Origin of the sequence: Desulforamulus ruminis DSM 2154 (genome assembly GCF_000215085.1) — a bacterium.
GTDB lineage: Bacteria > Bacillota > Desulfotomaculia > Desulfotomaculales > Desulfotomaculaceae > Desulfotomaculum > Desulfotomaculum ruminis.
This window is the reverse complement of record NC_015589.1, coordinates 2,879,801-2,896,573: the sequence shown is the minus strand read 5'-3', so window position 1 is coordinate 2,896,573 and position 16,773 is coordinate 2,879,801. Positions and strand designations below refer to the sequence as shown.

Genomic DNA, 16,773 nt, shown 5'->3' with positions numbered 1-16,773 from the left:
AATAGCCCGGGGATTTTTTTTGCATCCTTAAATATAGAGGAGAGGATGGCATTGACTTATAAATATTATCCTGTTTATGTCTGGCAATGTACGGTCTGCGGACAAAAATTTCACGGCAAAAACCCGCCTTTCCATTGCCCAAATTGTTCTAGCGAGACCAACCGGCACATTCTGGTACCGCCGGAGAATTCCCCGGCGGCTACTCCCGACGGGCAAAATTCCATTGGCCTGCCCGGGTTAAATAATCTTTTATATTTAGTGGGATCCGTTCAGGACGGCAGAGCCAATGCCATGTGCTGCAGCAGTGTAACCCAGGTGACTTATGGGCCTGCCCGGGTTGCGGTGGCAGTAAATAAAAATAATTTTACTCACGATTATATCAAGGTCAGCGGGGTTTTATCCATTTCATTATTAAACAAAAACCAAGGAGCCATGGCCCATCACTTTGGGAGAAATTCCGGCCGGCAGATCAATAAGTTTGAAGCCTATTCCCAAAGGTCCGGAAAAACCGGGAGCCCCATCATTGAAGGCTGCCTGGGTTATTTTGATTGCCGGGTAAATCATACCCTTACGACAGATCTGGATAGTCATACCCTGTTTATCGCGGAAATAGTGGATGCAGATATAAAATTTGAGGGTTCTCCTCTAACCTATTGGGAATATCTAAAACACCTGTCCAATTATTCGTCACCGACGTAATTTTCATTATAAATTGAGAAAAAATTCTCTTGCTCCTGTTCGGGGTTTCGATTACAATTGATGGTAATAAGGGCAAGAACGTGCATTTGTCCTTGAAAAAGGAGGTTTGACAAAATGTTCGTTAAAGATGTTATGATTACTTCCCCCGTTACCATTCCCAAGAGCACGCCAATTTTGGAAGCATTGGAAAAAATGAAAAGACTTAAAATTCGTCAACTTCCTGTAACGGATAAGGGTCATCTGGTAGGCTTGGTTACGGAACGAGAACTGCTGACCGTTACCCCTTCCCCGGCCACCACCCTTAGCGTTTTTGAAATGAATTATCTTCTATCTAAAATGGTTGTAAGTGAAGTGATGGTGAAGGACCCCATTACCGTCTCACCTGAAACCACCATTGAAGAAGCGGCACTCATTATGAGGGAGAATAAAGCAAACTGCCTGCTGGTTATGGAAGCAGAGGAACTGGCCGGCATTATCACTCAAACAGATATTTTTGACGCCTTTATTGAATTCTTTGGCCTAAGAAAAGCAGGCACCCGGCTGGTGCTGCAGACTCACGACCGGGTAGGGGCTCTGGCGGAGCTAACGGATATTATCCGGGATATGAACATCAATATCCGCGGCTTTGTGGTTCACAGAAAGGATCATGATACCCTTCATATTGTTGTGAGGGTCAATACCGTGGAGCCTGATCAATTGGTAAAAGAATTGGAAGCAAGAGGAATTCCGGTTCTTTCCGTAAGCTAACTCTAAAACCAAACCCCGCCCAACGGGTCTGTGTCCCGGGGCGGGGTTTCATTTTTATTCCGGTTTATAAATAACCCCGGCATGAATCTCTTTAATGGAATTACAGCCGGTGAGAATCATGGCCTGCTTTAATTCCGCAGCCATTTTTTCCAGTAAACCTTTAACTCCCTCAGCACCTCCGCCAAAGGCGCCTACCACCAGGGGTCTGCCCACCAGAACCCCATCGGCACCCAGAGCCAGAAGCTTCAGCACGTCGGTGCCGCTTCGCACTCCACCGTCGGCCAGAACGGCAATTTTACCTTTTACCGCGGCGGCGATGGCAGGCAGTACCTCTGCGGCGCCGGGAGTGCTATCCAATATCCGGCCTCCGTGATTGGAGACCACAATGGCACTGGCTCCGGCAGCCACCGCTGCTTCCGCTTCGTCCACCGTCATGATGCCTTTGAGGATAAAGGGGAGTTTTGTTGAATGAATGATTTCTTTCAACTCATCCAGGGTTTTGGGGCCTACGGGCTGACCTTTAAGGGCCATGGTGACCAGGCCGGCCCCGTCAATATCCACACCCACTGCCTTTACTCCGGTGGCTTCCGCCCGGTGGATGAGCTCTTTAATCACTTCCTGGTCCCGGGGTTTAATAATGGGAATGCCGTGCCCCTGTTCCGCGGCAATGGCTTCCAGGCCGGAAGCATACATGGCCGGGTCGGCGCCGTCGCCGGTCCAACCCAGTGTGCCGGCCTGCTTGCTGCCGGAAACGATCATACCAATGAAATCCCGCTCGCTGATGGCACCGCCCATGTTATAAGGAGTACCGGTCATGGGAGCGGCCATAATGGGGCTGGCTAACGGAACGCCAAATAGTTCGGTCTCAATGCTGGGATTTTTAGCCCCGTGAAGGGTACGCATATTTAATTGATAAGCTTCCAAAGCCTTTAAATTGTTACGGAAACCAATTCCGCTGCCGGTTCCACCCATGCCGGGAACCTCGCCGGAACAGGCACGACCGTCACAAACAGGGCACACCCGACAGTAACCCTTGAGTTGTTCCTTGGCCTGTGCTCGAATCACTTTTAAATCCATAATAAAACCACTCCTAAGTAAAATAATTTATAAATTTTCGGTTCTTAGGGGTAGGAATCCTGCTAAAGAACAATTTGTTGGCCTGATTTTCCAGAATCAGGGGAGCCAGTCTGCGTCCTGCCAGAATTGCGGGTTGATGCTGCTTACCAATTGGGGTTTCTGAATTTCCTCTATCATTTCGGGTTTGGTGGTAAGGTATAACTGGCGGGTTGCAGCTTGCCAATTTACCTCCACCGGAAAGAAGGTTTCCATGGTGGATTGGGTAACATAACTAATACCATCCATAATCAAGGGTGGATCTGCCAGTTCAATGGGCTGATCGTTGATGAGCAGAGTCTTGCTGTCAGGATTGAAGCATATTTGGGCAGCCGGTGTGCTGATGTCGATGCTGTTGGCCTGGCTGTTCCAATTAATTTGATAACTCATCAAACTGCATAATTGTTTTAGAGGAATAAAAGGTTTGTCTTGGTGAGAAAAGGTCCTAAATTCCGGGGGCAGTTCTTGGTTATTAAAATATACCTTTACCGGTGTATTGTCAACGAGATACTGTTCAAAACCTACATCCTGCCAGACAATTGAAACCGGGGTTCCCACTGTAACCTGATCAAAGAGCCACAGGATGTCTTCGTTTCTTAACCGAATACAGCCATCGGAGGCATAGGTTCCGATGGATGCGGGATTACTGTTACCATGAATTCCATAAGCCCCGCCCGGAGCGCTGAGACCAAGCCAGCGGGGACCGAGGGGGTTCCAAGGACTGCCGCCGGGAATGTTCTTTTTATAATAGGGCGGATTCACTTGTTTGTTGACCACTTGAAAGTTTCCTTCCGGAGTGAAGCTTCTCTGACGTCCGGTGGCTATTGGGAATACTTTTGTCAGCATATCGTTTTGGTAAAAACCCAATTGATTGTTTTTTTTGTTAATGATAATTTTTCTTTCTTCAGCAAAGGCATTCCCGGGATAAAACAAGAAGGACATAGCGAAACAAAGGGCTATGGTCCACAGTGGGAAAATATTCTTTTTAAAGAGCGTAAAAGATCCCTCCCTAATAATAGACTTTTATTAATGACTATTAGCCGGGAAGTGGACCTATGACGGAAATATGCAAGAGTGTTCTTCCAGTTGCCAAAAAAGGAATTGTCGAATATAATCCTGGCAGAAATGAATTTAAGGGGCGTTTTATTTGCACGAGATTGCAGTGGTTTTGGATGAGCAGGCGGTGATTGTGGGAGTTAAACTGGCCGGGGAGGAAGACGGACAGTTAACCGAATCTCTGGAGGAACTGGTGAGTCTGGTGGACACGGCCGGGGCGACGGTGTCGGGCCGGTTTGTTCAAAATCGCCAGCGGCCGGATACAGCCACCTTTATCGGAAGGGGCAAAGTAGAGGAACTGGCAGACTACTGCCAGGAAGTAGGGGCGAATCTGATTATCTTCGACCGTGAACTTTCCCCGGCTCAGGCCAGAAATCTGGAAGAAAGAATTGGACATAAGGTGATTGACCGCACTCAGCTAATTCTGGATATTTTTGCCCGGCGGGCCCAAACCAAGGAAGGGAAGCTGCAGGTTGAACTGGCTCAGCTTAAGTATCTGCTGCCACGCCTTACAGGACAGGGAAACCAGTTATCCAGACTGGGCGGAGGAATCGGAACCCGAGGCCCCGGTGAAACCAAGCTGGAAACAGACCGGCGGAGAATCCGCAAACGCATTTCCGACCTGGAACAGGAGTTAAAAGAGGTGCAGCGGCACAGGGCCTTGTTAAGACAGGATCGGAAAGTGGAACCCTTGCCTCTGGTTAGTTTGGTGGGGTACACCAATGCCGGCAAAAGCACCCTGCTGCGCACCCTGACCGGGGCGGAGGTTCTGGTGGAAGACAAACTTTTTGCCACCCTGGATCCGACAACCAGACGGGTGGTGCTTCCGAATAACGATATCATCTTGTTAACGGATACCGTGGGCTTTATTCAAAACCTGCCTCATCATCTGGTGGCTGCCTTCCGGGCCACTCTGGAGGAAGTTCAGGAAGCGGATCTGCTGCTGCATGTGGTGGATGTTTCTCACCCCTATTGTGAAGAACAGATTCGTGCGGTGGATGGGGTTTTGGAATCCCTGAAGGCAAGCCATAAACCGGTGATCATGGTTTATAATAAGATGGATCTGGTAAAGGATTCCCGGTCCCTGCCTATCACCGGCCATCCGGCTGTGGCTATATCCGCTCTTTCCGGGCAGGATATTCAACAGCTTTTAGCAAAGATCACCGAGGTATTAAAGGAAAGATACTCCATTATTGAATTGACGCTTCCCTATGCCAAAACAAGCCTGATTTCATTGCTGCATGAAAAAGGAAAGGTCTTGACGGAAGAGTATGGCGAAACAGGCATTCACATCAAAGTGGAGATTAGTACCGTTTGGGCGGACCGGGTGATGAGTCAATTATAAAGTTTTTTGTATTCAGTATTATATTTATTAACTTTTATGCCCGAAGCAGCTTGACCCTTGTCGAATGTTATGGTAATATTAAAAACGTTCGCGGTAGTTGTTAAGAAGTTGGTAATAAAACAAAAAAATAACTATTGCAAAGTGATTTTGGCTGTGGTAAGATAACAAATGTCGCCGCTGAGCGGTGAACAAAAGGACAAGCCAAAAAAGCTAATAAGAGACCTTTCAGATGCGAGCGTGACAAGTCAAGCGAAGCAGATCAAAGGTCGAAGCTGGTCTTTGAAAACTAAACAGAACGATGATGGATGAAAAGATGGGAAGCCAAAGTCGGGTGAGAACCCGAGACTAGGCGGACCAAAAAACAATCCTCGTCAAAGCGTGAAAACGCTAGCGAGTAATTCAGAACACAAGAGCAAATCAACTCTTGAAAATATTTTAGGATATTTTATGGAGAGTTTGATCCTGGCTCAGGACGAACGCTGGCGGCGTGCTTAACACATGCAAGTCGAACGGAGTTTAAAATGAAACCTAGTGATTTTTAAACTTAGTGGCGGACGGGTGAGTAACGCGTGGATAACCTGCCGGATAGACCGGGATAACAGTTGGAAACGACTGCTAATACCGGATACGCTCCTAGGAACGCATGTTCTAAGGAGGAAAGATTTATCGCTAACCGATGGATCCGCGTCCCATTAGCTAGTTGGAGGTGTAACGGACCCCCAAGGCGACGATGGGTAGCCGGCCTGAGAGGGCGAACGGCCACACTGGGACTGAGACACGGCCCAGACTCCTACGGGAGGCAGCAGTGGGGAATCTTCCGCAATGGGCGAAAGCCTGACGGAGCAACGCCGCGTGAGGGAAGAAGGCTTTCGGGTTGTAAACCTCTGTCTTAAGGGAAGAACAAAATGACGGTACCTTGAGAGGAAGCCCCGGCTAACTACGTGCCAGCAGCCGCGGTAAAACGTAGGGGGCGAGCGTTGTCCGGAATTACTGGGCGTAAAGGGCGCGTAGGTGGTGCATTAAGTTAGAGGTGAAAGTGCGGGGCTTAACCCCGTGAGGCCTCTGATACTGGTGGACTTGAGTGCAGGAGAGGGGAGCAGAATTCCCAGTGTAGCGGTGAAATGCGTAGATATTGGGAGGAATACCAGTGGCGAAGGCGGCTCTCTGGACTGTAACTGACACTGAGGCGCGAAAGCGTGGGGAGCGAACAGGATTAGATACCCTGGTAGTCCACGCCGTAAACGATGAGTGCTAGGTGTTGGGGGTATCGACCCCCCCAGTGCCGTAGTTAACACAATAAGCACTCCGCCTGGGGAGTACGGTCGCAAGACTGAAACTCAAAGGAATTGACGGGGGCCCGCACAAGCGGTGGAGTATGTGGTTTAATTCGACGCAACGCGAAGAACCTTACCAGGGCTTGACATCCTCTGAAAAGTATAGAGATATACTCCTTGCCCTTCGGGGTAACAGAGAGACAGGTGGTGCATGGTTGTCGTCAGCTCGTGTCGTGAGATGTTGGGTTAAGTCCCGCAACGAGCGCAACCCCTAACATTCGTTGCCAGCGAGTAGAGTCGGGAACTCGAATGTGACTGCCGTTGACAAAACGGAGGAAGGTGGGGATGACGTCAAATCATCATGCCCCTTATGTCCTGGGCTACACACGTACTACAATGGCCGGTACAGACGGAAGCGAAGCTGTGAAGTGAAGCAAATCTGAGAAAGCCGGTCCCAGTTCGGATTGTAGTCTGCAACTCGACTACATGAAGTCGGAATCGCTAGTAATCGCAGGTCAGCATACTGCGGTGAATACGTTCCCGGGCCTTGTACACACCGCCCGTCACACCACGAAAGCTGACAACACCCGAAGCCGGTGACTTAACCGCAAGGAGAGAGCCGTCGAAGGTGGGGTTGGTGATTGGGGTGAAGTCGTAACAAGGTAGCCGTATCGGAAGGTGCGGCTGGATCACCTCCTTTCTAAGGAGAACGAAAGCGGCTTGGGAGAAGCGAGCCAAGCAAGGAAGCTGCGAGGGAGTGCGCGGAGCGTATAGGAATACGTGAGCACACGAGCGAAGCAGCTGACGAAGCAGGGCGAAGCTTATCGCGAGACGCGCGTACTCTGGTCGATCGTTCATCATCGAGCTGTTTAGTTTTGAGAGACCTGAAATCAACCAGGAAATACCGGTTGATTTTAAGTCACTCAGCAGGTAAAATCATAAATCCAGGCCTTTCAGAAGCGAAAGCAGATCAAAGGCCGACCGTTCCTTGAAAACTAAACAGCGAAAGAAGTAAAGCGTCGTAGAAACAATTTTGCAGGTTATGAAAGTAACCGAGCGAAGGAAGTAGGTCAAGAAAGAAAGGGCATACGGTGGATGCCTAGGCGCTAAGGGCCGAAGAAGGGCGCGGTAAGCTGCGAAAAGCCACGGGAAGCCGCAAGCAGGCGTTGATCCGTGGATACCCGAATGGGGCAACCCGGCGGAGCAAACCTCCGTCACCCTGTGCTGAATCCATAGGCACAGAGGAGGGCACCCGGGGAACTGAAACATCTAAGTACCCGGAGGAAAAGAAAGAAACATCGAACCCCCAAGTAGCGGCGAGCGAACAGGGGCGAGCCTAAACCAGTGAACTTCGGTTCACTGGGGTTGAGGGATCCTCATCAAGTGATTGCTAGTCCTAGTTGAAGCTGCCTGGAAAGGCAGGGCACAGAAGGTAAAACCCCTGTAGACGAAAGGACGAAAATTGCAGAGGACATCCCAAGTACCGCAGGACACGAGAAACCCTGTGGGAATCCGGGGGGACCACCCCCCAAGGCTAAATACCCTAAGCGACCGATAGTGAACCAGTACCGTGAGGGAAAGGTGAAAAGCACCCCGGGAGGGGAGTGAAAAAGAACCTGAAACCGTATGCCTACAAACTGTCGGAGCACGTTAAAAGTGTGACGGCGTACTTTTTGTAGAACGGACCGGCGAGTTACATCCAACGTGCAGGTTAAGGCAGGAAAGCCGGAGCCGAAGCGAAAGCGAGTCTTAAAAGGGCGAAAGTACGTTGGAGTAGACCCGAAACCTGGTGATCTACCCATGTCCAGAGTGAAGCTTTAGTAAAATAAAGTGGAGGCTCGAACCGACCTTCGTTGAAAAGGAGGCGGATGAGATGTGGGTAGGGGTGAAATGCCAATCGAACCAGGAGATAGCTGGTTCTCCCCGAAATAGCTTTAGGGCTAGCCTCGGAGGATGGATTGCGGAGGTAGAGCACTGAATGGGCTAGGGGCCTTCACGGGTTACCGAACCCAATCAAACTCCGAATGCCGCAATAACTAAGACTCCGGGAGTCAGACTGCGGGTGCTAAGATTCGTAGTCAAAAGGGAAACAGCCCAGACCAACAGCTAAGGTCCCCAAGACAGGCTAAGTGGAAAAGGATGTGGGGTTGCACAGACAACCAGGATGTTGGCTTAGAAGCAGCCACCATTGAAAGAGTGCGTAATAGCTCACTGGTCAAGTGGCCCTGCGCCGAAAATGAAACGGGGCTAAGCCTGGCACCGAAGCTTTGGATTGTCGAAAGACAGTGGTAGGGGAGCGTTCTTATCGAGTGGAAGCAGTACCGTAAGGAGCTGTGGATTGATAAGAAGTGAGAATGCCGGTATGAGTAAGCGAAAAGGCAGGTGAGAATCCTGCCCGCCGAAAACCTAAGGATTTCTGGGGAAGGTTCGTCCGCCCAGAGTAAGTCGGGACCTAAGCCGAGGCCGCAAGGCGTAGGCGATGGACAATCGGTTGAGAATCCGATACCACCTAAGACCGTTTGAGGATGGAGTGACGCAGGAGGGTACGTTGAGCCGGCGGCTGGAAAAGCCGGTCCAAGCTTGTAGGGTGTAAGATAGGCAAATCCGTCTTACGGAAAGCCCGAGGAGTGAAGGGGAGCGAAAACAAGTAGCGAAGCAGCGGATCCCAAACTGCCAAGAAAAGCTTCTAACGAGGTTTGTAGGTGCCCGTACCGTAAACCGACACAGGTAGGTGGGGTGAAAATCCTAAGGCGCGCGAGAGAACCCTCGTTAAGGAACTCGGCAAAATGACCCCGTAACTTCGGGAAAAGGGGTGCCTCGATATCGTGAAAAATGCACATTTGGAGCGAGAAGAGGCCGCAGAGAAAAGGCCCAAGCGACTGTTTACCAAAAACACAGGTCCCTGCTAAAGCGAAAGCTGACGTATAGGGGCTGACGCCTGCCCGGTGCTGGAAGGTTAAGGGGAAGAGTTAGACGCAAGTCGAAGCTGAGAACTGAAGCCCCAGTAAACGGCGGCCGTAACTATAACGGTCCTAAGGTAGCGAAATTCCTTGTCAGGTAAGTTCTGACCCGCACGAAAGGCGTAACGATTTGGGCACTGTCTCAACGAGGGGCTCGGTGAAATTGTAATGACGGTGAAGATGCCGTCTACCTGCGACAGGACAGAAAGACCCCGTGGAGCTTTACTGTAGCTTGACATTGGGTTTTGGTATTTGATGTACAGGATAGGTGGGAGACTGAGAAGTATGTACGCTAGTATGTATGGAGTCGCCGTTGGGATACCACCCTTTAGATATTGAAATTCTAACTTGATACCATGAAGCTGGTAAAAGGACCGTGTCAGGTGGGCAGTTTGACTGGGGCGGTCGCCTCCCAAAGAGTAACGGAGGCGCCCAAAGGTTCCCTCAGCGCGGAAGGAAATCGCGCGTTAGAGTGTAAAGGCAAAAGGGAGCTTGACAGCGAGACCTACAAGTCGAGCTGGTACGAAAGTAGGGCTTAGTGATCCGGCGGTGCCGAGTGGAAGGGCCGTCGCTCAACGGATAAAAGCTACCCCGGGGATAACAGGCTTATCTCCCCCAAGAGTCCACATCGACGGGGAGGTTTGGCACCTCGATGTCGGCTCATCGCATCCTGGGGCTGAAGTAGGTCCCAAGGGTTGGGCTGTTCGCCCATTAAAGCGGTACGTGAGCTGGGTTCAGAACGTCGTGAGACAGTTCGGTCCCTATCCGTCGCAGGCGCAGGAAACTTGAGAAGAGCTGTCCCTAGTACGAGAGGACCGGGATGGACGGACCGCTGGTGTACCAGCTATCGTGCCAACGGTAATGCTGGGTAACTAAGTTCGGAAGGGATAAGCGCTGAAAGCATCTAAGCGCGAAGCCCGCTTCAAGATGAGGTTTCCCACTTGAAAGAGGTAAGATCCCATGAAGACGACATGGTAGATAGGCCGGGGGTGTAAGGGCAGTAATGTTTTGAGCCGACCGGTACTAATCGATCGAGGACTTGACCTAGAAACGACCTTTACGAAAAGCGCTGTTTAGTTTTCAGGGAATGAATAAGTCAATAGGTTTCTGGTGACGATACCGGAGGGGATACACCTGTTCCCATCCCGAACACAGCAGTTAAGTCCTCCAGGGCCGATGGTACTTGGGGCTCACGCCCCTGGGAGAGTAGGTCGTCGCCAGATTAATTTTAAAAAGCCTTACAGTTGTAATAACTGTAAGGCTTTTGGTTGCTTTATTACTAGCTTATGTAGAGTAGTAGATATTACAATTTAAGGGCGGATATACTTTAATCTGATTAGAGATCTCCTGCGCAGCGCATTATAGCTAAAGCCAAAGGAAGTAGTGGCGCCATTGGCATTGGACAAACTTCAATAAAAACATAACCATAATTTATATTACGAAATAAGTTAAAGTATGGAGTGAGCAAATGCTTATTGGAGTGGTAGCGGATACACATATGCCGCGAAAGGGCAAAGAACTTCCTAAAATGCTGCTGCAGGGCCTTGAAAAGGTGGACATGATCATTCATGCGGGGGATTTGACGGAACTATGGGTATTGGATCAATTATCTGAAATAGCCACAGTTAGCGCAATTGCAGGAAATATCGACCCGCCTGCTGTAGTAGAAGCATTAGGCTATAAAAAAGTTTTGGAGGTTGGGGGGCGTAAAATTGGAGTATTTCATGGTCATGGGAAAACAGGGAAAACGGTAGAAAGAGCCTTCAATGCGTTTTCTGATGTAGATTGCATTGTGTTTGGACATAGCCATATACCGTACTGTCAAAGACGTCAGGATGTATTAATGTTTAACCCTGGCTCTCCTACTGATAAAAGAAGACAGGCCATGTACTCTTACGGCTTACTTGCGGTTGGAGAAAACATCCGGGGAGAGTTGATATACTTTCTATAGACAAGTCATTAACCCCATTACCTTAGGCAGTGGGGTTTGTTATTGTTCTTTCAGCAGGGAGGTAATCTTATTGACTTGTTGTTGGATAGGACCTGCAAGATCTGAGAAGTTTATATTGGTATTATAGATTAATTGTTTTATGCCCGGGGTATCGATGGCTGCCACCAACCGGTTTAGGCCGTCATTGCTTAAAGTCTCGAAGGGTTTGCGGAAAGCCGATATGTTTTCCACGTGATCCTGTAGGGGCTTGATCAGAGCGTTATAATCTTTACCCTTGATCATTGAACGGGCTGCCAAAACACCGCTGATCAAGGCCTCCACCGCGCCTGTCCCTAATAATCTTTCCGTTAATCCGGCTGAACGCCCCGCCAGCAGGATGTTATCAATTTTGAATTGACTGGCCTTGCCTGTGGACCACATGGGGATAGAGAATTTGTAACCGAACTCAAGATCTTCCAGTCCTTCAAATTCTAAAAAGTCCTTATACAAAGTATCGATTTCATACTCGCTATCTCCGATTTGGCACATACCCACAATGGCTTGGGTTGTGTTGATCGGTCCCAGACGCGCAAACCCTCTTCCGGCATATTTTTTATTAAAATAAATGGTGGTGCCGCTGGGCTTAAAGGCTCCGTAGGCTAGGCCCCCCCTGAGATGGACCATTCCATAATCCGTCCATACACCTAGTTCCTTCGGCACTGTGTCTTTTCCGTTGGCGATGACCACATAATCATATTTTTTAGAGAGTTCTTTATAATCGGCAGGCCGGTTAAAATGCACAGGGGTTCGTCTTAAGGAGCGAAATAACTGATTTTCTATGGAATCCGTGTGCTTACCGCGTCGGATAATATAGCCTAATTTACCGGTGATGGTTGTTTCTGTTTCAGGAGCCTTCATGATTAACTCATCGCATCTGTTAATGGGTTTGATATCAATGTTATATTTTTCCCTCAAAAAGTTGCGGATATCGCCTTTATCTTTATGTAGGACATTCAGCCAATGAACGATACAATACCAGGGCCAGCCAACGGATTCATCCCGCTCAAATACGTCCGGAATGACTCCCAATCTTTCGCACTCCAGGGCGCAGGCCAACCCGCTCAGCCCTGCTCCGATGATCGCTATCTTCATATAATTTACTCCCGCTTGATTTTTCTATCTGCAGCAATTATAAATATTCCTTATATTAAAGCTTATTATGCTAAAGTTTTTAAGGAAAAGAGTTGGTATTTGACGAGTAGTTAATCAATGGGGATAAATATAAGAGAACTTTTCAGGATTCATTAAAGGGGCATTCAGAATATCTTCAGCTTCTTAAGTTATAATCTTTTATAAAAGGAAATTAACAAAAATCACATAACAGAGATCTCCCTCTAATGATTTGGCCACGGCGTACTATATTTGCAATTTTTTGATAGTATCTATTATGAATTAAGGCCTTTAAGGTTAAAATTTCATAGATTTTCAGGAGGAAAAAGGTGAGAATTAATCGTCAATTACATTTGTGGATTGGTTTGATTACCTCTGTTTTAATACTAATTGAAGCGGTCACAGGTTTACTAATGACAGAACCGTGGCTTATGGGTGTAAACAAACCGTCAATAGAACACCGGAACCAGGCGGGGCAATTAAATCCGGAGGATAGTTCAAAAATAGGGGAACCCGGGGAAGGGCAACATTTCTCACAGGGAGGTCAGGGAAACAATAACTTAATGCATGTAGTTAAAAATCTCCATGCAGGTAGAATAGGCAATACAGATGTTTCGATACTACTTGACGTAGTGGCCATCGGGATGATTATACTTACAATCACTGGAATTATATTATCGGTAAGGACTTTAAGGGCCCAGAGTAAGCAGAGGAGAAAAAAATACTGGAAATGAATAAACACGAAACCGAGGATGGTATTGGCTAATCCCGGTTCGTGTTTAGTTGACTTTTTAACATATTTATTATTCTATTCAATAATTCTTAGTAACTTAGCCGTGGCCTGAACAGGATAGGACTCCGCTACCGGACCGGTGAATGTCACTTCGACTATAGAACCTTGATGAATATCCTGGACCGGTAAATCGGCACCCTTGACACAGGTGGCAATGGCCGTATCATCCGTAATCCGAATGGTCGCTTTATCATAACGGGTATCCTCCGTTAGAACGCCCTCCACATAGATGGAGGAAATTTTATCTCCATCTTTAACAACACTCTTGACTTCTCCGCGAATGTCTATTTGCACCGTTGGTTCCGATACTTCATTTTCATTTGGCAGAGCAAGTTTTATGGTGCTCATGGTTCTATTCAGAACTGCGGCAAATTCAGCCCGGGTAATTTTGGCCTTGGGGGCAAAACCGCCTTCTCCGCGGCCTTTCATGATTCCGGTGTTATGAATAAAGGCTAAATCGGGGGTTGTCTCAATATCATTAAATTGGGGCCACATTTGTATGGTTACTACATTCAGGTTTTTCACTTCGAAACACTTGGCAATGGTCTGAGCCACTTCAATTCGGGCAACTTCTTCATCAGGTTTAAACTTCCGGTCTGGAATATCAAAAACATTAAAAAATCCAAGTTCCATAACGCTTTGACTATAATATTGGTTTTCTTCCACATCGTCAAAATAATCAGCAGGGGAAGGGGCTTTAATAAAACGAAGGTTATCGAAGTTAAAATCAAAAATCCGGTCAAGGCATACTGCCAGTTCCGCCCTAGTTAGCTTTCCTTCGGGATTAAATAAATCCGCGGCAACTCCTTGCATGATTCCATTTTTATAGGCCAATTGGATTTCTTTATCTGACCAGTGGCCGTCAACATCCTTAAAAGGTTGTGTATCGGCAAAACAAAGGCTGGGTAGCGACAGCAACAAAACCAGGATGAAAGGGAGTAGTAATTTTTTCATTTTTGTCCGCTCCTTCTTATAGACTATTTACCTATAAGACTGTAAAAGGAGAAAAAGGTAACTACTAAAAGGATAGAACACGGATTTAACGGATCATAAGGATTTTGCGCGGATTTTATATAAATTATTAAATCCGTGTGAATCCATGGAAATTCGTTAAATCCGTGTTCTATTTTTAACCGGGTGTTTGTTCGTGTAATCGGTCTGTTCTTTGGTGTTCTTTTTAAAGTAGTTTTGATTCCCTTTAACTATCCATTGGGGAAGGAATTATTCTTTTGGCTCCTTTTTATGTTCCTGGGAATCTTCCAGCCAAAAGGTACTTTCCACCGGAAAGGGTCTGATGATTTCCTGTAAATATTCCAAAGAAAGGGGAATGGTTTCCCTGGTGGCCCCGTCCGGACCTTTCATTTTTAAAATAAATTGTTTCAATCCTTTCAGTCCTTCCTCTTTTTTTCTATCATGTGCCGGGGGGAGGAAAAACATTCAATGGCATTGATCTTGACAAACGATATAATAATGATATCATATTAATATAAAAAATATATTGTGGGAGGTTAAGGCATGACTGAAAATCAAGCGTGGAAAATGAATGGTTTTCTGGCTCTATTGCTCCTTTTGGTTTTAATTGCGGTATCCATTTTCTTTTTTGTTCAAGGAATGTTCTTTTATGGCTCCGTCGCTATTTTTATAATGATCATCCTATCCAGTGGAATGCTGATTGTTCAGCCGAATCAAGCCAAAGTAATCACCTTTTTTGGCCGCTATATGGGCAGTATTCGGGAAAGCGGTATCTGGCTTACCATTCCCTTTTCCAACAATAAGAAAGTTTCTTTAAGGGTCCGCAATTTTAACAGCGCCCGGTTAAAGGTCAATGATGTAGAGGGCAATCCCATTGAAATTGCCGCGGTGATTGTATTTAAGGTTGTGGATTCCGCCAGGGCTTTGTTTGATGTGGACAATTATGAACAATTTGTAGAGATTCAAAGCGAAACCGCACTACGTCACGTAGCAACCAAATATCCCTACGATAACTTTGAAGAAACGGGTTATTCCTTGAGAGGAAATACCGAGGAGATTGCCTCCGAACTCGGCAGTGAGCTGCAGACGCGACTGGAAGGGGCCGGGGTTGAGGTTATTGAGGCCCGGCTGACTCATCTTGCTTACGCCACGGAGATTGCCAGCGCCATGCTTCAGCGCCAGCAGGCATCGGCCATCCTGGCGGCCAGGAAAAAGATTGTGGAAGGTGCCGTTGGCATGGCTCAAATGGCCATTGAAAAATTGCAGAAGGAAGGCATTGTGGAACTGGATGATGAGCGTAAAGTGACCATGATTAATAATTTAATGGTAGCCATTGTTTCCGAAAAACCTGCACAGCCAGTGATTAATGCTGGAAGCCTTTATTAGAAGGTGATGCTGGTGGCGCCCAAAAAGAGTTTTGCCCTGCGCATTGACCCCAAGCTGTACGAAATACTTGAAAAGTGGTCCGCAGATGAGTTAAGAAGTGTTAACGCTCACATGGAATTTTTATTACGGGATGCGGTCCGCAGAGCCGGACGGCTGTCAAAGGAGGAAATGAAAGCTTCCCGGGCTTCAGAAACCAATAAAGAAGGATAGAATCATCCCGGTAGAATAGAAAAGACCGGCCTGGAAGCAATTTGGCCGGTCTTTATTGTATATAGAAAGAAAAACCGCCTGCCGCAGGTGGTTCCAAGAAGCTTTAGCGATGAGTAGAAAAAACTACCTCCAATTGATAGAATAGTGCAGGTTTCGCCAGCCGCACTAAAACAAAGGAGGTAGCATCCAAAATGGATACAGAAAGATCTTTGTTAGCAGCTCCATAGCTTTTGGCATTGATTTTACCATTTTTATGAATATATAGTGTTTTAGCCATTCTTTTTGTACTACTTCAAAATTATTGGAATTATTTTTAACAATAGTTTAAATACTAATTATTTATAATAATCTCCGCATTATAACACAACTGCAACTGGCAGTTGACATATCTCTAAGTGTGGCTGGTAGCAATGCAACCACACTTTTTGTTATTATGAAATTATCAAAGGAAGGGTGTTACACAATGAATATTTCAGACAGAATTCAAAACTTAAGAAAAGCGAAAGGCATTTCCCAGGAAGAACTTGCAGGCAAGGTAGGCGTATCACGTCAGGCTGTTTCAAAATGGGAGAGCGAACAGAGCATTCCCGATTTAGACAAAGTCATTATCATGAGCGATTACTTTGGGGTTACGACTGACTATATTCTCAAAGGCATTGAGCAGTCCGAACAGACAGAGAAAAAAGCCAATGCTGGTATATTTGTCATAGTGGCTACCGTGCTTAATTTTATCGGCTTGGTCGTATCTGCCGCAGTTTGGTATGAAGAACAAGTGCCGATGGCTCTTGTGATTGGGCTGATTTTTATGGCACTTGGTTGTATGGTATTTGGCATCGGGATTCTCAATTCTTCGGAAAGTACAAAGAAAAATGCAAAATACTACTTTGGGTCAATCAATATTTGGTTGTTGTCATTTATTCCGCTTTCATTTATCTACAATGTTTTGCTTACAGGCATGATCGCACCATATCCATTAATTGTTTCCCCTATCATTGCGTTCCCCGTATTTTGGGTGATTTATATTGCAGTATGTCTGGGTGTTGACCTAGTCATTGCAAGAGCAAAGCGTAGGGTATGAGGACGATACCTCACCGTGGGAAGTGCATGGGGAGGATTTT

15 protein-coding genes and 3 rRNA genes are annotated in these 16,773 nt (G+C 47.1%); 12 read left to right on the top strand and 6 right to left on the bottom strand.

The genetic code is table 11. The annotated features are described in order from the left end of the window. The first annotated feature begins 51 nt into the window (after positions 1 to 51). A complete protein-coding gene (locus DESRU_RS14325) occupies positions 52 to 699 on the top strand; it encodes a flavin reductase (protein ID WP_013842793.1) in 648 nt (215 codons plus the stop codon). 114 nt (positions 700 to 813) lie between these two features. Then, positions 814 to 1,446 carry a CBS and ACT domain-containing protein gene (locus tag DESRU_RS14320; RefSeq protein WP_013842792.1) on the top strand — a complete coding sequence of 211 codons (633 nt, stop codon included), beginning with the start codon at positions 814 to 816 and terminating at the stop codon, positions 1,444 to 1,446. Positions 1,447 to 1,500: 54 nt separating this feature from the next. Here DESRU_RS14320 and DESRU_RS14315 read toward each other — a convergent pair whose 3' ends face one another. Further along, positions 1,501 to 2,523, bottom strand: a complete 1,023-nt coding sequence (locus tag DESRU_RS14315; protein ID WP_013842791.1) for an alpha-hydroxy-acid oxidizing protein — start codon at positions 2,521 to 2,523, stop codon at positions 1,501 to 1,503. Between the two features lie 96 nt (positions 2,524 to 2,619). Continuing rightward, positions 2,620 to 3,405: a L,D-transpeptidase family protein gene (locus DESRU_RS19955; protein WP_238446307.1), complete on the bottom strand. Its 786-nt coding sequence runs from the start codon at positions 3,403 to 3,405 to the stop codon at positions 2,620 to 2,622. Between the two features lie 6 nt (positions 3,406 to 3,411). Here DESRU_RS19955 and DESRU_RS20960 point away from each other — a divergent pair, with 6 nt between their 5' ends. From DESRU_RS20960 to DESRU_RS14285, 6 genes are all read left to right on the top strand, one after another. Then, positions 3,412 to 3,618, top strand: a complete 207-nt coding sequence (locus DESRU_RS20960) for a hypothetical protein (RefSeq protein WP_187290675.1) — start codon at positions 3,412 to 3,414, stop codon at positions 3,616 to 3,618. Positions 3,619 to 3,706: 88 nt separating this feature from the next. Beyond that, positions 3,707 to 4,960 (top strand): GTPase HflX, encoded by a 1,254-nt coding sequence (hflX, locus tag DESRU_RS14305; RefSeq protein WP_013842789.1) that lies wholly within the window; start codon positions 3,707 to 3,709, stop codon positions 4,958 to 4,960. Between the two features lie 444 nt (positions 4,961 to 5,404). Continuing rightward, positions 5,405 to 6,934: ribosomal RNA gene (locus DESRU_RS14300) — 16S ribosomal RNA — on the top strand. 368 nt (positions 6,935 to 7,302) lie between these two features. Then, a 23S ribosomal RNA gene (locus DESRU_RS14295) occupies positions 7,303 to 10,241 on the top strand. A 59-nt stretch (positions 10,242 to 10,300) separates the two neighbouring features. Further along, positions 10,301 to 10,417, top strand: a 5S ribosomal RNA gene (gene rrf / locus DESRU_RS14290). Together the 16S, 23S and 5S rRNA genes form the textbook arrangement of a ribosomal RNA operon. A gap of 245 nt (positions 10,418 to 10,662) precedes the next feature. Further along, the gene (locus DESRU_RS14285) at positions 10,663 to 11,145 is read left to right on the top strand and encodes a metallophosphoesterase family protein (RefSeq protein ID WP_013842788.1); all 483 of its coding nucleotides are present in this window, start codon (positions 10,663 to 10,665) and stop codon (positions 11,143 to 11,145) included. 39 nt (positions 11,146 to 11,184) lie between these two features. Here DESRU_RS14285 and DESRU_RS14280 read toward each other — a convergent pair whose 3' ends face one another. Next, positions 11,185 to 12,276, bottom strand: a complete 1,092-nt coding sequence (locus tag DESRU_RS14280) for an NAD(P)-binding protein (RefSeq protein ID WP_013842787.1) — start codon at positions 12,274 to 12,276, stop codon at positions 11,185 to 11,187. A 329-nt stretch (positions 12,277 to 12,605) separates the two neighbouring features. Between DESRU_RS14280 and DESRU_RS14275 the strand changes: the two genes are divergently transcribed. Continuing rightward, positions 12,606 to 13,028, top strand: a complete 423-nt coding sequence (locus DESRU_RS14275) for a PepSY domain-containing protein (protein ID WP_273484743.1) — start codon at positions 12,606 to 12,608, stop codon at positions 13,026 to 13,028. Between the two features lie 74 nt (positions 13,029 to 13,102). On the opposite strand, the gene DESRU_RS14270 is transcribed toward DESRU_RS14275, so the two are convergent. Both DESRU_RS14270 and DESRU_RS20955 read right to left on the bottom strand, forming a co-directional pair. Further along, entirely contained in the window at positions 13,103 to 14,041 is a 939-nt protein-coding gene (locus tag DESRU_RS14270; RefSeq protein ID WP_013842785.1) for an S-layer homology domain-containing protein, read from the bottom strand. 267 nt (positions 14,042 to 14,308) lie between these two features. Then, the gene (locus DESRU_RS20955; RefSeq protein WP_013842784.1) at positions 14,309 to 14,470 is read right to left on the bottom strand and encodes a hypothetical protein; all 162 of its coding nucleotides are present in this window, start codon (positions 14,468 to 14,470) and stop codon (positions 14,309 to 14,311) included. A 132-nt stretch (positions 14,471 to 14,602) separates the two neighbouring features. Here DESRU_RS20955 and DESRU_RS14265 point away from each other — a divergent pair, with 132 nt between their 5' ends. After that, on the top strand, positions 14,603 to 15,445 hold the full coding sequence (locus tag DESRU_RS14265) for an SPFH domain-containing protein (RefSeq protein WP_013842783.1): 843 nt from the start codon (positions 14,603 to 14,605) through the stop codon (positions 15,443 to 15,445). Between the two features lie 12 nt (positions 15,446 to 15,457). Beyond that, complete coding sequence (locus DESRU_RS14260) at positions 15,458 to 15,655, top strand: type II toxin-antitoxin system antitoxin (protein ID WP_013842782.1); 198 nt, start codon at positions 15,458 to 15,460, stop codon at positions 15,653 to 15,655. Between the two features lie 103 nt (positions 15,656 to 15,758). On the opposite strand, the gene DESRU_RS20950 is transcribed toward DESRU_RS14260, so the two are convergent. Beyond that, entirely contained in the window at positions 15,759 to 15,932 is a 174-nt protein-coding gene (locus DESRU_RS20950) for a hypothetical protein (RefSeq protein ID WP_187290579.1), read from the bottom strand. A 120-nt stretch (positions 15,933 to 16,052) separates the two neighbouring features. Here DESRU_RS20950 and DESRU_RS14255 point away from each other — a divergent pair, with 120 nt between their 5' ends. Continuing rightward, positions 16,053 to 16,733: a helix-turn-helix domain-containing protein gene (locus DESRU_RS14255; protein WP_238446306.1), complete on the top strand. Its 681-nt coding sequence runs from the start codon at positions 16,053 to 16,055 to the stop codon at positions 16,731 to 16,733. Positions 16,734 to 16,773 lie beyond the last annotated feature (40 nt).